Source organism: Companilactobacillus insicii (assembly GCF_003946015.1).
In the GTDB taxonomy this organism is placed as follows: domain Bacteria; phylum Bacillota; class Bacilli; order Lactobacillales; family Lactobacillaceae; genus Companilactobacillus; species Companilactobacillus insicii.
Map to the genome: position 1 here is coordinate 1 of NZ_RHNU01000048.1, position 16,882 is coordinate 16,882.

At 34.2% G+C, this 16,882-nt stretch carries 13 protein-coding genes; all 13 read left to right on the forward strand.

All coding sequences use genetic code 11. The annotated features are described in order from the left end of the window. The first annotated feature begins 172 nt into the window (after window positions 1-172). Window positions 173-1,369 (forward strand): SAM-dependent methyltransferase, encoded by a 1,197-nt coding sequence (locus EKM79_RS11315; RefSeq protein ID WP_125568878.1) that lies wholly within the window; start codon window positions 173-175, stop codon window positions 1,367-1,369. Between the two features lie 8 nt (window positions 1,370-1,377). Then, entirely contained in the window at window positions 1,378-2,067 is a 690-nt protein-coding gene (locus EKM79_RS11320; RefSeq protein ID WP_125568880.1) for a tRNA (adenine(22)-N(1))-methyltransferase, read from the forward strand. Beyond that, complete coding sequence (locus tag EKM79_RS11325; RefSeq protein ID WP_125568882.1) at window positions 2,068-2,859, forward strand: Nif3-like dinuclear metal center hexameric protein; 792 nt, start codon at window positions 2,068-2,070, stop codon at window positions 2,857-2,859. It abuts the gene before it with no gap. 13 nt (window positions 2,860-2,872) lie between these two features. Then, on the forward strand, window positions 2,873-4,120 hold the full coding sequence (gene pepT / locus EKM79_RS11330; RefSeq protein WP_125568884.1) for a peptidase T: 1,248 nt from the start codon (window positions 2,873-2,875) through the stop codon (window positions 4,118-4,120). A gap of 407 nt (window positions 4,121-4,527) precedes the next feature. After that, on the forward strand, window positions 4,528-5,772 hold the full coding sequence (locus tag EKM79_RS11335; protein WP_125568886.1) for a C39 family peptidase: 1,245 nt from the start codon (window positions 4,528-4,530) through the stop codon (window positions 5,770-5,772). A gap of 47 nt (window positions 5,773-5,819) precedes the next feature. Further along, on the forward strand, window positions 5,820-7,232 hold the full coding sequence (locus EKM79_RS11340; RefSeq protein WP_125568888.1) for an NlpC/P60 family protein: 1,413 nt from the start codon (window positions 5,820-5,822) through the stop codon (window positions 7,230-7,232). A gap of 89 nt (window positions 7,233-7,321) precedes the next feature. Next, on the forward strand, window positions 7,322-7,972 hold the full coding sequence (locus EKM79_RS11345) for a recombinase family protein (protein WP_125568890.1): 651 nt from the start codon (window positions 7,322-7,324) through the stop codon (window positions 7,970-7,972). Between the two features lie 266 nt (window positions 7,973-8,238). Continuing rightward, window positions 8,239-11,859 (forward strand): MucBP domain-containing protein, encoded by a 3,621-nt coding sequence (locus EKM79_RS11350; RefSeq protein ID WP_125568892.1) that lies wholly within the window; start codon window positions 8,239-8,241, stop codon window positions 11,857-11,859. Between the two features lie 86 nt (window positions 11,860-11,945). Next, window positions 11,946-12,641, forward strand: coding sequence for a hypothetical protein (locus tag EKM79_RS11355; protein WP_125568894.1), 696 nt, complete (start codon window positions 11,946-11,948; stop codon window positions 12,639-12,641). Window positions 12,642-12,650: 9 nt separating this feature from the next. After that, on the forward strand, window positions 12,651-14,069 hold the full coding sequence (locus tag EKM79_RS11360; protein WP_125568896.1) for a hypothetical protein: 1,419 nt from the start codon (window positions 12,651-12,653) through the stop codon (window positions 14,067-14,069). An 8-nt stretch (window positions 14,070-14,077) separates the two neighbouring features. Beyond that, complete coding sequence (locus tag EKM79_RS11365) at window positions 14,078-15,448, forward strand: hypothetical protein (protein WP_125568898.1); 1,371 nt, start codon at window positions 14,078-14,080, stop codon at window positions 15,446-15,448. Window positions 15,449-15,523: 75 nt separating this feature from the next. After that, complete coding sequence (locus EKM79_RS11370) at window positions 15,524-15,715, forward strand: 2-hydroxymuconate tautomerase (protein WP_281273230.1); 192 nt, start codon at window positions 15,524-15,526, stop codon at window positions 15,713-15,715. A 48-nt stretch (window positions 15,716-15,763) separates the two neighbouring features. Then, window positions 15,764-16,807 (forward strand): DUF2075 domain-containing protein, encoded by a 1,044-nt coding sequence (locus tag EKM79_RS11375; RefSeq protein WP_125568901.1) that lies wholly within the window; start codon window positions 15,764-15,766, stop codon window positions 16,805-16,807. Window positions 16,808-16,882 lie beyond the last annotated feature (75 nt).

The following is a 16,882-nucleotide window of genomic DNA, read 5'->3' on the forward strand; positions in this document are numbered from 1 at the left end:
AGCGTCTTGAGGCGCTGGCTAGTGATGGAGGCTTATAGCCTCAGAGAAAACCACCCGTTTTACGGGTGGTTTTTATTTTATTTTTCAGAAAATGTCAAATTAAACTGTTATGTTTTTACACGAATTGCGTTAACATAGTATTATAGCTATTTTTTATGGAGGGTCCAAATTTATGTTAGATAAAAAGATTTATGATGAAATATTTTCCCATTCCTTTACTATTCCAATTAAGGTTGTTTACTGGGATGGCAAAGAAAAAAACTACGGTCCAGAAGGAAAGTCTGACATAACGATAAAGTTTAATACAAAAGTTCCAATTTCCGAAGTTGTTAAACATGCTACTCTTACTTTGGGTGAAGCATATATGGATAAGGATATTGAAATTGAAGGATCAATTCAAAAACTTATTATGAATGCCTATACTCAGTCAGAAAGTTTTATGTCAAATGTTAAATTAAAGAAATTTATACCTAAGTTCAGTCATAGTGAAGAAAGTAATAAAAAAGAAATTCAAGAACATTATGATATTGGTAATGATTTTTATAAGTTATGGCTTGATAAAACCATGACATACTCATGTGCTTACTTCCGTACGCCAGAGGACACACTTGAACAAGCTCAAATGAATAAAGTTCATCATATTTTGAACAAACTCAATACTAAACCAGGTGAAACAATTATCGATGTTGGTTGTGGTTGGGGTACTATGATGTTCACCGCTGCTAAAGAATACGGTATGAAAGCTAAAGGTGTAACATTAAGTCAAGAACAATATGATTATGTTAATAATAAAATCAAAGAAGAAAATTTGACAGATCAAATGGAAGTTATTCTTGAAGATTATCGTGAAATTGATGAAAAGTTTGATCACGTTGTATCCGTAGGTATGTTCGAACATGTTGGTGAAACTCATCTTGAAAATTACTTCAAGCAAATCAAGAATCTTCTTAAGCCAAACGGTACCGCTCTTATTCATGGTATTACTGGACAACATGAAGGACTAGGAGTCGATCCTTGGTTGGTTAAGTATATTTTCCCAGGTGGCTATATTCCTGATATCAAGGAAAATATTGGTCATATTATGGATTCTAAACTCCAAATTGATGATATCGAACCATTGAGACGTCACTACCAAAAGACAGTTGAAATTTGGCACCGTAACTTCTTGAAAGTTGAAGATAAGGTTGAAGATATGTATGGTGAAAGATTTGTACGTATGTGGGACATTTATCTACAAGCTTGTGCTGCTTCATTTGAAAGTGGTAATATCGATGTAATTCAATACTTACTTACAAACGGTCCTAGTGGTTCTTCATTGCCTATGACACGTGAATATATGACAGACTTAGACAGAAAGACTGCAGAATAGAGGTTAATGTGACTTTACTATCAAAGAGATTACAAGCCGTTTATCAAATGGTAGACGCTGGAACTAGAGTGGCGGATATTGGATCAGATCACGCTTACTTACCTGTTGAACTAATTGAAACGGGAGTTATTCCGTATGCAATCGCGGGAGAAGTAGCAGAGGGCCCCATGTCTCGCTCAAAGGCTGACGTTGAAAAATTTGGATTAAGTGACAAAATCGATGTTCGTTTAGGTAATGGATTAGCCGTGATCAATAAAGAGGATAATATTGATACGGTTACTATTGCAGGGATGGGCGGTATTTTGATATGTGATATTTTATCTAGAGCCACTGAAGCACAATTATCAAACGTTAAAACATTAATACTGCAACCTAACATTGGAGAGCCTTTGGTACGTCATTGGCTGATAGAACATGGTTTTGAAATTATAGACGAAGATATTTTGTCTGAGGATAACCATGATTATGAAATTGTTAAGGCAATAAAGAATGATTCTGTGAAAGAATTAACTGAGGCTCAATTTTTGATGGGACCAGTATTGATGTCAAAAAAATCGGATGCATTTGTCAAAAAATGGCAACGTAAGCTTAATGGTTATAAAAAAGCAGTTGCTAATATGCATAATGCAAAGCAAATTGATGAAGATAAGATAAGTAAGATGCAGCAATATATAAAGTATGTTGAGGAGATCTTATAAATGGTTAAAGTTCAAGACGTTATCAATCAAGTAGAAGAGTATGCACCTTTAGCAATCAAAATGGATGGAGATCCTACCGGATTTCAAATTGGTGATCGTAATCAAGAGGTTCATCGTATAATGACCACTTTGGATGTAAGGCCTAAAGTTGTTCAAGAAGCTATCGACAAGAATATTGATTTGATTTTGGCACATCATCCCATCATGTTTAGACCTGCTAAAAATCTAGATTTGAATTCAGCTCAAAACAAGATGTACGCTGATTTGTTATCACATAATATTGCTGTCAATGCATCGCATACTAATATGGATAAAGCACATGGTGGTATGAATGATTGGTTAATGGAAAAGCTTGAACTTGAAAATGTTCATTATTTGGATCCAGATGATGATTATTCTATCGGTCGAGTTGGTGAGTTACCTGAATCAATGGATTTGTTAGAGTTCGCAAAAAAGGTTCGTGATGCTTATAACTTGCCAAATCTTAGATATGTTAAATCTGAATTAGGACAACCTGTAAAAAAGGTTGCTTTGATTGGAGGAGATGCTGGAAAATTCTATCCCGAAGTATTAAAAGCTGGTGCTGATACATTTATTACTGGTGATGTCTACTATCATACTGCCCACGATATGATGTCAGCAGGATTAAACGTTGTTGATCCTGGACACCATATTGAATCAATTTTTATTGAAAAAATGGCCAATCTTCTTAATGATTGGAAAAAGGGTAATCATTGGGACGTAGATATAGTACAATCAGAAGTAGATACAGAACCATATAATTTTATTTAGGGAGTGTGTGGAAATGGCAATTAAATACGAAAAATTAGTACCACGTTTCTTGGGTTATGTAAAAGAGAATACTCGTTCTGATGAGAATTCAGACACGATTCCTTCAACTGAAAGACAAACAGTCTTTTTAAATAATCTTGCTGATGAGCTTAAGGAAATCGGTTTGAGTGATGTAAAAATCAATCCAGTTAACTCATACTTAACCGCTGAACTTCCATCAAACTTGGATTATGATGTCCCAGTTCTTGGTTTAATTTCTCATGTTGATACTGCTGATTTTAATTCTGAAAACATTCAACCAAAGATTGTTGAGAATTACGATGGTAAGAGTGTAATTAAGCTTGACGCCGACGGCAAGTATACGCTCGATCCTGCAGTATTCCCATCACTAAAGAATTATTCTGGTCAAACTCTTATTACAACTAGTGGTGATACATTGTTAGGTTCAGACGATAAATCTGGAGTGGCAGAGATCATTACTGCAATGGAATATTTAATTAATCATCCAGAAGTTAAGCATGGCAAGGTTAAGATTGGATTAGGACCTGATGAAGAAATCGGTACTGGTTCACTTAAGTTTGATGTTGATGATTTCGGTGCTGATTTTGCTTATACAGTTGATGGTGGTCCTGTTGGACAACTTGAATACGAAACATTTAGTGCAGCAAGTTTAAAGGTATATATCACTGGTAAAGATGTACATCCTGGTTCAGCTAAGGATATTATGATCAATGCTGTTAATATTGCAACTGAATTCCAGACAGCATTACCAGACGATGAAGTACCTGAAAAGACAGATGGTCGTCAAGGCTTCTTCCATCTACTAGAATTGAAGGGTACAGTTGATAATGCCTACATGGATTACATCATTCGTGATTTCGACCGTGATGGGTTGGAAGCACGTAAGAATAAGGCAACAGAGATTGCTAAAGAACTTAACGATAAGTATGGTGAAGGTACAGTAAGACTTGATATGCATGATGAATATTACAATATGATTGATGTTATCAAGGATCACATGGATGTAGTTAAGATTGCTGAAGAGGCATTGAAGAACTTGGGTATTGAGCCTGATGAAGAACCAGTTCGTGGTGGTACAGATGGTTCAACTATTTCATTTATGGGTCTACCAACACCTAATTTATTTGCCGGTGGAGAGAATATGCACGGCCGCTATGAATATGTAGCAGAAGAATCAATGGAAAAAGCCGTTGATGTAATTCTTGAGATTATCAAATTGAATAATGATAGTAAAAAATAATTAAATTCTTGAAGAGATGTTCGTTTTAACGGATATCTCTTTTTTTATTCGATTTTATACTTGGCAAAATAGAAACTTTGCAATTAAACTCATAAAATCCAATGAAATTATTTGGGCTTTTTAAAAATGATACTTCATTTTTATATTACCTTGCCTTATACTTATTACATAAAATTAATGGTATGTAGTGCCATATACGAACGTATATGACAGCAAGCTTTCTTTCTGAAATACCCAACAAAAAGTGTTGATATAACTGGTTTTTAATCGGTTATGTCAGCACTTTTTTTATATGTCAATATCGTTCGTTGTTGGCAGTCTTATTATTAACAAATTGGGGAGAAATGTATCAAAAGGTCAAATTGATATAATATTTTGACTACATTTTGAACTTTCAGGGGGATAAAATGAATTTTAATAAAAAGTTACTCTTTGCGACATTATTTGCATCAAGTTGCTTACTTTCGGTTAATGTTGTAAAAGCCGATACGACTGATACTACACAAGCTGTTGAGCAATCGACTAATTCTTCAGTGGCGATGGATTATGACACTAAAAGTAGTGAAGGGGTATCCAACGTAGATTCTGAGAATTCTGAAAATAATAACGATCAACCTCAAACTACTGATAGTAATAATAATCAGTCTCAAGTTACTAATGATAATAATGATTCTCAATTAACTCAGAATACTCAACAGGTTGATCAAAGTAATGCACATCAAGTTCAAAATGTTGAAAAATTAGATGGTGTATATACGACTAATAATCAAATTACTTTGTTGTATCAATCGGATGGAACGCCTATAAGAAATAGAGCATTGATAGCTAATACTGATTGGTATACAAATGCTAGACAAGTTATGACTGATGGATCTAATTATTATCGTGTTGCTACTAATGAATATGCTAGTGGAAGTAACGGAACTTATAAGCCTTATGTTCAAGCTTATTCTGGAAATGCGACAGTTGTATATAAGGTTGGATCCAGTATTCATGATTTTAGTGGTTATGGTGGTAAAGCGGTTTATACAGGCAACGATTTGCCAACAGGTAGTAGTTGGAAGATAAGTGATCACGCTAACTATGGTGGTAAAGAATGGTACCAAATTGGTAATAATACATGGGTACCTCAAGACTATGTAGTAGTCACTAATGGTCAGTATAAAGATGCAGACTGGATATCAGGTGTTCCATTGATTTCTCAACTTCCAGAATTGCCTAATGGTTGTGAAATTACTGCTGTGACAATGATGTTGCAATATGCCGGTGCCAATGTAAGTAAGATGCAGATGGCATATGAAATGCCAAGAAGTGGTGATCCTAATTATGGATATATTGGTCAACCTTGGGATAGCACTGGGGTAACAATTTTCCCACCTGCATTAATGAACTTAGTAGAAAAGTATACTGGAACAGCTAAGAACCTGAGTGGTCAAAATTTTGATGCTGTAAAATATCAAATTAATATTGGACACCCAGTTGTAACTTGGAATACATTGCACGGATTTCCATACCACGCTCTAACTGTTACAGGTTATGATCCAAATTATGTATATTACAATGACTGCTGGACTAACCAAACTACTCGAATGGAAATTAATCAATTTATTAATAACTGGAATACACAGAATCGCCGCGCCATTAGTTATTAGGCTAAAGATATATATACGTTTCAAATTTATAAATTAGGGGAATTAATATGAGTAACAAAACAAAATTAGTAATGATTTGTGGTTTTGCTTTAACAACACTTTTAGCAACTCAACAAACAGTCAAAGCTGATACAGCAACAGATCAACAAGTTGAAACTGTTGCTACAACAAATTCAAACAATGATACAGAAGCTGTATTGCAAGCAACAACTGATGCCGAGCCCGCTGCAAATGCAAAAACTGATAGTGCAACGACTACAAATGCGAATACTCAAGCAACTGATGCATCTGCTCAAAATACACAATCAAGTGTTACACCAATTAAGAATGGTACTGTGACAACTAACAAAGTTACTTACTTAGTTGATAAAAATGGTAATGCAATTAGAAATCGTGCACTTATGGCAAATACTGATTGGTATACTGATAAGCAATTATCACTCGGCGTTCAAAAATATGATCGTGTTAGTACGAATGAATACGCTAATTCAAATGATGTTAGTTTGAAATTTGGACAAGGTGAAAAGGGTTCAATTCGTGTTACTAACAATGGTGCAAAGCAATATACTCGTGGATTAGCTGATTATTCTAGTACAGGTGCAAATAATTTATCCGCTGACTCGTTGTGGAAGTATAACCGTAAGGATGAACTAAATGGTGTAACTTACTATCAAATTGCAAATAATGTTTGGGTTAATAGCAATGATGCTACAACGGCTCCCGCATATCAAAACCCAAGTGGTTGGTTGCAAATTCATGATACACAAATCAAACAATCCGGAACACCGGGTTATTCACTTTATAACGGTGTTGAAGGTATTAAGACTTGGCTTGTAAGAAGATATTTTGGATATTCAAATGCACATACAATTTATGATGGTAATGTTTCTAACTCTGTTAGAGGAGTTCAACAAAAAGTTGGTTTACCTGTAACAGGAATTGTTGATTTAGCAACTTGGAAAGCTATGGGATTCTCAGAACAATCATGGTATGATATTGATTCATATGTTGCTCCATTACAAACAAACGCTACAAGTACTCGTTCAGATCATATTGAAGCTATGATTAACCAAGCCTATAAGTATATGGGTCAACCTTGGATTTCAGGTGCAGGATCAATGCCTGGTTATGGTGTTGACTGTTCAGGTTTAGTTACACAAGCACTTTATGCTTCAGGTATTGATTCAGCTCCAATTTCAAATATTCAACATGCTCAACCAGGTCATGAATGGAATAGCCGTGACTACTGGGCAGATGGACGTATTCCTCAAGTAAGTTATGCTAATCGTCAACGTGGAGATTTGATTTTCTTTGCTGATCCATCAACAGGTGTTGTATGGCACGTTGGTATCTTACTTGATCCGAACACAATGATTGAATCATGGCCATATGCGGTTCAAGTACATTCAATCTACTCATCACGTGGAACTATTGTTGGTGTTAAGCGAGTATTTGCTTAATTAGTATATAACATGGAATAACACTCTTATTAATATTCATTCATTAACAATATAATGAATAGATATTAAAGAAGGAGTGTTATTTTTTTATGAACGAAATTAATAATATTAAGGATAGGATTGTAATAGGATACGTAAGAGTATCAACCGTTGAGGACAGACAAAAGTTAGGTTATGAGGCACAGAAAAGAATACTTAAAGAAAATCACATTACTAAGTTGTACAGTGAAAAAATGAGTGGAAGAAAGGATGATCGGCCTGAATTTCTTAAGGCAGTTCGGTATGCCAAGTCTATGTCTAAGAAGGGATATTCGGTTACTTTTACAGTTGTTAAATTGGATAGGGTATCACGTAAAATGTCCTCATTACTAAATATCTTGGAAGACTTAAAATCTAATAATATTTCATTCAAATCAGTAACAGAAAATATCGATACTAATTCAGCGACTGGGATACTGATGATGCAGCTGTTGGCTATGTTCTCTGAATTTGAAGTTAATACGTTAAGAACGCGTACAAAAGAAGCTCTTCGTCAAGCTAAGCTTGATGGAAAAGTTTTAGGTCGACCATCATTGGATCAAAAAATACAAAATAAAGTCGTTAAATATTATAGAAATCCCGATTTAACTGTAAAAGAAGTAGCTTCAAAGTGTGATGTATCAGAAAGGACAGTATATAGAATTGCTAAAAGCAGAAATTTGTCTAGAACTTTTTTAAAAGGTACTTCATTTATTGATTAAGGTGATTTATACTTATTATATCGAAATAATTGTATTCACTGCCTTATTCGATCGTTTGAGGCAGTATTTAAATAAAAAAATAAATCTAACCTAAGAGTTGATATCATTGAGTTTTTATCATTGATATCGACTCTTTTTTTGTTCTGTCAGTGACGATCGTTTTAGTCACATACAATTAAAAAAATATAGGGGGATTGTACATTTTTCGAGAATGAAATTAAATTGTTCAAAAATAATTTACAAACATAAAGGGGTTAGAAGAAGAGATGAATTTTAAAAAGAAGCGTTTAAATAAAGCACTTGAGGAAAAAATATATCGTGTAAAACTGGTTCATGGTAAAAAAGGATGGATCACTGTTGGATTAACATTCGTTACATTGTTTAGTGCAACAATGTTTGGTGCAAAAACGATTGATGCATCAGCTGTAAATAATGTGGCAAGAGCTAATGCCAGTAATGGTGGATATGTTCAATTATGGAATAGTGTAACTAAAGACAGTATTCATAAAGCAAACAGAGGTCTACAAAACGGTACTGACTGGAAAACAGCTAAAGCTGTTAAAGGTGTTGATGGTAAGACATACGTCCTTGTTGGTGGAAATGAATACGCTGATGTTAATGAAATGGATTTAGCCGATGAAACATCATCACAAAAATTAAGTGGTACTGTGCATGTCGGTAATGTTCAATATGCAAGACTTTATACCAATCCGTTAGATGGTGCTAAGTTAGTGCAAAATCGTGCACTTCAAGGTAGCTCAGATTGGAAGACAAATGGTAAGGTAACTGTTGATGGTGAAACCTACTATCGTGTCGCTACTAATGAATGGGTCAAAGAATCTGATGCAAAAATAACATCAGAAAATTCACGTTCAGATAAGAAGTATATTAAGAATGCGCCTGATGAAGAAACCACTACAACTATTACACCAGATACAAATACAAACAACAGTGGTTCGAATAGTGGTTCAGGAAGTCATAGTAGTGGTGGTTCAACTACGACACCCGATACAAAGACGGCTAATGTTACCGTGAAATATGTAAATGAATCTGGTGAAGAAATTGCTACTTCTAAAGTATTAAAGAATCAAGAAGTTGGTACAGACGTAACTGAAAAAGCTATTGATGTTGATGGTTATACACTTACAGATGAAGATTCTCAAAAAGTCACCGTTTCTAAAGATGGAAATACTATCACATTCACATATAAGAAGACTGACACTACACCAACAACTGACGAAGGCAAAATCACAGTTAAGTATGTAGATCAAAACGGTGATGATGTAGCTCCTGCCGACACTACTAGTCAAAAAGTTGGTTCTAGTTTCTTAGCTACTGCAAGAAGTGTAGATGGATATACTGTGCAAGGTGATTTTACTAAGACAATCACTGTCACAAAAGAAGATACTACAATCACATTTACATATACTAAAGATACGGTTCCTGTCGAGACAGGTGACGTTACTATCAAATCAGTTGATGAAAATGGTGATTCAATTGGAACTGATACAACTGTTACTAGAAATGTTGGGGACAGTTACATCGCTGTAGCGCCTCAAAATGAAGGTTATACACTGGATGATGACAACTCTAAGACTGTTACTGTTGTTAAAGGTGAAAATACAGTTACATTTAGATTTAAGAAAGATACTACAACACCAACAGACCCAGATGCAGATAAAACCGCCAATGTAATTGTTAAATATGTCGATACTGATGGTAATGACTTAGCTAATTCTAAGACTTTGACTGACCAAAAGGTTGGCTCTACAGTTACTGAAAATGCTGTAAAGGTAGATGGTTTTACAGCCGATAAAGATTCAAAAGATGTAGTCGTAAATGCTGACGGTAGTACTATTACATTTACATATACAAAGGATGCTGAACCTGTACAAAAGTCAATTATCACAACTAAATATGTAGACGCTGATACTGGTGAAAACATTGATGATCCTTCTACTGAAACAATAGATAATGGCAATTCATACACTGCTAATGCTAAATCCATTGACGGTTACACGCTAAAAGGTGACACTACACAAACAATTGATTCCGTAAGTGGTGACGCCACACTAACATTCACATATACAAAGGATGCTAAACCAGTACAAAAATTTAACATCACGACCAAGTATGTTGATGAAGATGGCAAAGAAATTGCTGATTCCTCTACTGAAACAGTAGACAATGGTAAGTCATACACTGCTAATTCTAAGACAATTGATGGTTATACAATTAAAGGTGATTCTACTAAAACAATCGATTCTGTAAGTGGAAATGAAATTTTAACATTTGAATATACTAAAGATGAAGAACCTAGTCAACAAGGAAAATATCAATATAAAATCTCATATCTAGGTTTAAATGGAAATTACGCTGGTGGGGAAAGTGAAGATCAATATTATGAACTTTTAGCTCCTAAATCTGGGTCGACTGACGAAACATTCAATAATTTGTCTAAATATGTATTAGATATTCCTGGATATGAATTGTACACGGAACGTAATGATAAAGATGTCTTAGACAATTTTGTGGCTAGTCCAGATGCAGCAAATAATAATTATGATCTATATTACGTTTCAACAAAACAACCAATTACAGTTCACTACGTTGACGAAGATGGTAATAAAATAGCTGATGATGTTAGTGATTCGTGGTATACAGATGATGAGAGACAAGTTCCATATAGCAAAATAACTGGATATTATGTAAAAGATGTAGATAAGGAAACTCATTTAAAGGTAAAAGCCGGTCAAAATGAAATTACTGTGCATTATACTAAGAATCCAGTTCTATCAACTGATGAAATTGCAGGTAAACTACTTAAATTGGTAAATAATTATCGCGTTTCGAATTCCCAAGATGAATTAACAACTGATGAGAATTTATCATTAGGTGCAGAAGTCCGTGCAACCGATGAAGCAAATGCTGTTAATAAATCTGATGACATCAATAGTGCCGATCATTATAATTCGGATGGAACATTTTTTATACAAGAGCCTCACATTAAAAAAGTTAGTGCTATGAATAAGGCAGAAAATCTGTTGGTAACTAATGGTAGTGACGCTGATACTGTTGCTCAAAATGCCTTTAATCAATGGAAAAATTCTGATGAACATAATAAGAATATGTTGGATTCTAATATGAGTTTGACAGGATTGAGTGTTGTTCAATTAAATAACGGACAATTTTTAGCTATTCAAGTTTTTGCTGGAAGCGGTAGAGAATCACTATATGATAAAAATATGGATAACACGGCATCCATAGCAGATTTAGGATACACAAGTGATGATATTTTAACTGCAGCAAAAAATGATCCAGTTGACCCAACGGAAACGCATATGGTATCCGTTGCTACTTTAGCAGAAAGCCCTAACGCTTATTTCGGAGATAGAGTTTTCAAAAGTAAAAAGGATTATACTAAATGGAACGAAACAAAACACAACGAAGGTTCTATTTGGGATGAAGGAACAGGGTTTGGTTACTTTTTAGCATATGATACTAAAGGTAATCAAATAGGATTTGTTCCATATGTGTACGGTCTCAGTGATACAGCAAGTAATCTTTTGGCTCAAGGAAAGACTACTTGGACAACCGATTATGTAATTCCCGTAGGTGAACAACCTACTACGGGTACTGTCACTTATAAGCTAATTAAGGATGATCGTACAGGATATATCAATAATGCATTTTTACCGATGAAAGAATTAACTGGTAAGAGTGGAGATAAAATTACAATTTCGGCACCAGATATGCCAGGCTATAGGGTTGATGAAGCATATAATAAGAGTAATACACAGGAAATTACCTTGGATGTAAATCCACTCAATAATGATTACATGTTTACTTACATTTCAAATGATGCACCAATTCAACCTGAGGGTTAATGAATAAGGACCTCAACAAGTTAGCTTTATTTTGGCCAACCTTGTAGAGGTCTTTTTCTTGTTAAAAATATATAGGAGATTAAACATTGAAAAAAATACTACGAATTGTCGGAGGAGTAGCGATTCTAGCTGTTGTTTTAATTGCAGGGATTGTTATGGGAATGGAACATGGCAAGAATTCAGATAATAAGCAACAAGCGACGGAACATGTTGAGAAAACAAAGAAAGTTTCGAAAAAGAATGATGCACCATCTAAGACTTCTACAAAGAAAGAAAATGAATCAGATAAAGTAAAAACTGATGATCAAAAATCAGAAGAAAAGAAAAAATATTTGGATGTTCCTTATACATGTACTTACCAGGAATCAACTTATACTTTGCTTCTGAAGAGTAACGGTGAATATATCTATAATTTCAAAGATGTTAATGATGCTTCTAATCTCAAGAGAATAAAGCTTGAAAAAGGAACTTATGAGATTAATTCCGGCGGTTTGATTAGATACGGTAAAGTAATTTCATCTTTGTCAGCTGGATGGGGTAGAGCAGAGGATATTTGGAGTACAACACCTGTTGAAGTTCATTTTATAGGTCGTGGCTCAAGATACGTTGCTAATGATCGAGCTTATAACAACTATGATTTTACTGTTATAAATGATGGAGAAGAAATTCAAGGTCATTCTGATGGTATTGATCTTATGCCAAAAGAAGGTCTTGAAGTTAAAGATCCTGAAAAAGTTGGTCCATCATTACAAAAACAATACACTGATTCAAAGGATTATTAGGGGGAAAATATGAAACGAATAATTAAGCTTTTTGGAGTGATACTGTTCTTTTCATTTATGTTAGTTGGATGCAGCAACAATAATGTTCATAATAATTCAGCAGATAAAAATATTTCTAAAAGTAGTTCTGGAATAATTGGTAAAACATTTTCAGGAAAAGCTGGAGTTGCGAATGCTGATGGTGGACATGTAGAAATACATTTTATTAGTAAAGATAGAGCTGTCGTAATTGAATCAGGGAAATATATTCCTGATAACAAATGGGGCAGAATGATCAACGATGCAAAATATAAGACCGTTGGTAAAAACAAAATCAAGTTAACTACATTAGATTCAACTAATGAAGTATTTGCTAATAAGAGCGATATGCAAAAAGCAAAGAATCCTGTATTTGTTAATTCTGACACAATTGTTAAAAGTCGTGTTGGGACTATGGATTTGTCAAAGGGCAAAGATTATGTTTCATTGCGTAAAGATAAACTTAACTTGACTGATGGTGTCAACATTTCTAGTTATAAGTCTTATGTAGAGAAAATAGAGAAAAAATATTACGGTAAAGATACTAAATTATCAGATAGAGGATTCATGAGTCCGGCAACTGAAATGTTGGCAAATGATATTGCCTTCAAAGGTAGTAGATTTATTTGGCAATATGGTGGTCCAGATGATGAGTATTCAGCAGATAATCAACAAGGGGCACGTTTGGTTGTTCTTACTGGATCATATGAGTTAAGTGGTAAAAATTTAATTTTGTGTCCCCAATATAATTCCAGTATTTTTCAAGGAACAATACAAGAATTGTCTGGTATGGAATTTCAAAAATATTCTAGTAGTAAAAATATACCTAGCAAGATAGTATTCAAATTTACAAAGAATAGTACTTTGCATTTAGTAACGAAAATTAATGGATTCAATTCTGAGGATATGTTGGATTATGGTACTGTTGAAGGTACTCCAAAATATACTAAGATGATTAGCGAAAATCAGCCCGATGTATACACTGTTGGGATGAAGAGAGCAATTGAATCTTCAGATAATTCTACTGAAGATAATAATGACTCTAACAATGATGATGAATCACTTACTAGTGTAAAAGATGTCTTTCCAACTAAGGAAGATTTTGCAAATTGGTTAACGGATTATTATAAAGATCAAGGAGACTATGCCACAGAAGATAGTCCTGGATTTCATATTACTGGTGCATACGAAGATGAAACATTAAGTGTTCGAATGACAATGGATGGCGAACAATTTGAGGCACCATCTATTTATAGTGCTTCTTATTCATTAACGCCTTTAGGAGATTCAGACAGTGATATATCGAGAACAATATCGATCGAAGCTGATGGGTCAATTTTTTCTGGACACTTTAATATATATAATAAAGAACTTACTTCGGCATATGGTGAATATATGTCTAATCATTAGGGGGATTTATGAAATATAAAAAATATTTATTATTATCAATCAGTGCTCTATCTATTTTAGTAGTTACTGGATGTGGTAATGGTTCAAATGATAGTAGTAGCAGCAGCACTCCAAATAAGGAAACTGCAGTCAAAGATGTAGTTATTAAAGGACATAATTTCAAAGGTACACATAAAGGTGATGGTACCGCAAAGAATCCTAATTATAAGTACTCAATGTACTTTGGAAAAGACGGTAACTTTGTCCAGGATATTATAAGTTCAAATGGACTTTCTGGTCGTTTCACTGAACGGGGCACATATACAATTGCTAAGAATGGTGATGTAACAATGAAAATTGCTAGTGTCACTGAAGAAAGATTTGCCAGTGATCAAGATTTATCGAATGGTAATGCTCCAATAAGTATTTTTCAAAGAGAAGGTCATACTTTGAATGCTGCTGAGGATCATGATATTAAGATAAAGAATAAAAAGACTTACTTATTAGGTACAGTTAATAACGTAAAACTGTATCAGACTGACAAGCAAACTGTTGATTATCGAAAGCACTATAAGTCAGAAATGAGCAAATACAATAATTCTTATGGCAAATTCTCTAATCATGGGTTTACTTCAAATGGTATGGATACACCAATGAATGCTATTGCCTTTAAGGGTAGCAACTTTATTTGGAGATATGGATATCAAGATGAAAATAAGGATTCTGATTCTGCAGTAATGGCAGTGTTTGAAGGAACATATTCTTATGATTCAAGTAATCATATAATGACGTTGGATATTACAAATCAATCGAATGCTTATTATGGTAATTTAATGAGTTTAGGTGGATTTGAGTATAAGAAGTCTGGTAGTCCCTTGGCTGGTAAGACTCTTAAGTTGAAATATCATGATAATACTTTGACATTAGTTACTGGTAGTTTTAAGTGTTGGAATATGGAGGATGGTTATCCAAATGATGCTTCACAAAGCCAACCTAAGTATGATGATTATGTTAATAGTTATGCAGTATCTACATTTGATTCTCAGATGCATAAGACATCTGAAAATAGTAATTCCACTTTTGGATTAAATTCAGCTGAAGATTTTAAACAGTTTATGATTGATGAAGGGTTCTTCGGTGGAATGGAGGATAATTGGGAACCAATTGATAAAAATCATGAAGGTAGAAAATATAATGTAACTTATTCAAATGATACTGAAGCCAACGATCCTGACGAAGTTTCAGCAATTTACACATTGTATTATGTTACAGGACCTGCAAGTCAAGTACTTATTCTCGGGGATGACGGAACCATTTACTCTGGGAATCCGACAGGAGTTCTGAGAGCAGTAGATGATGCTACCGATGATTTAATTCAGAAAGCTGCTAACGGTAATTAAAATGAACTATTTATTGTTTTCAATCACTTAATTAATGGTTTATAATTTAAACATGTAAATATAATCAAAAGGAGAATTCATATGCCACTTGTACATATTGACCTTATAGTCGGACGTACCCCTGAGCAACTCAAAGGTATGGTAAAAGACGTTACAGATGCTATTGTTAAAAACACGGGTGCACCTGCAGAACATGTTCATGTTGTATTGAACGAAATGGAAAAAGAACACTACGCTGTTGGTGGTGTTTTAAAGAGTGACGAATAGTTAATTTTTGGCACACCTTTGGGTGTGCTATTTTTGTTAGGAGATAGTATGTTAGATTCAGTTTTACCAAATAAACATCTCACTGATGAGCAGCAAGATGTTTTTAATGAAATTATGAAATTTTCTCGTGATATTTTAAATAGCAATTCTAAAGGTCTCTTTCAGTTAAATGGAGACGCCGGAACCGGTAAGAGTGTCATATTGACGCAATTATTCTTGAATATTGAAATGTCCTCAAAAAAAGACGGAACGAATAATTACTTTTTAGTTAACCATCCCGAATTGTTAAAAGTATATCAAGACAATGCTAGTGACTTTAAAGATTTACGAAAAAATAGGTTTTTGCGTCCAACGACATTTATTAATAGAATGAATAAAGAACACAAAATGGCTGATATCGTGGTGATCGATGAGGCACATTTATTGTTAAGTGAAGCCGATAGATACAACAATTTTGAACAACATAATCAGTTAGAGGAAGTTATTAAATTAGCCAAGGTTGTTGTAATCGTGTATGACGAAAGACAAGTATTAAAGCTAAAAAGTTATTGGTCACAACATGTAATTGATAATTTAGTTCAAAGATTTAATTTACAATATAAACTTGCTACATTACGTGTTCAGATGCGTATGCAGGCGCCTCGTTCGATAATAAAGTGGGTCAATGACTTAACTAACGCTTTAAAACTGGATTCTATTGATTCAAATGGTTTAGACTATTTAGACGGGTCACAGAATGGTTATGAATTTAGAATTTATAATGATGCTGAAAAAATGTATCAGCTGTTAAGACGTGATAATGAGGAATATCAAAAATCACGGATAGTAGCGACCGCCGATTATCCGTCAACGCTTGACGGAAAGAAACATTATGTTAATGAAGGAAAATTTCATTTGCCATGGGATCAATACAATTACGATCGGGTGACTTGGGCACAGAAAGAGTCAACTATTGATGAAATAGGATCAATCTATACTGTTCAAGGATTTGATCTGAATTATGTTGCTGTAATAATTGGGCCATCAGTCGAATATGCTGGTAATGGGCGAATAAAGATTAATGTTGATGCATATGAGGATCAAGAAGCGTGACGAATTTACAATTGAAGTGCAACATCAGTTTTAGAATATAAAAGAAGACTCATAGCCTGAGACCTTGTAAAATGG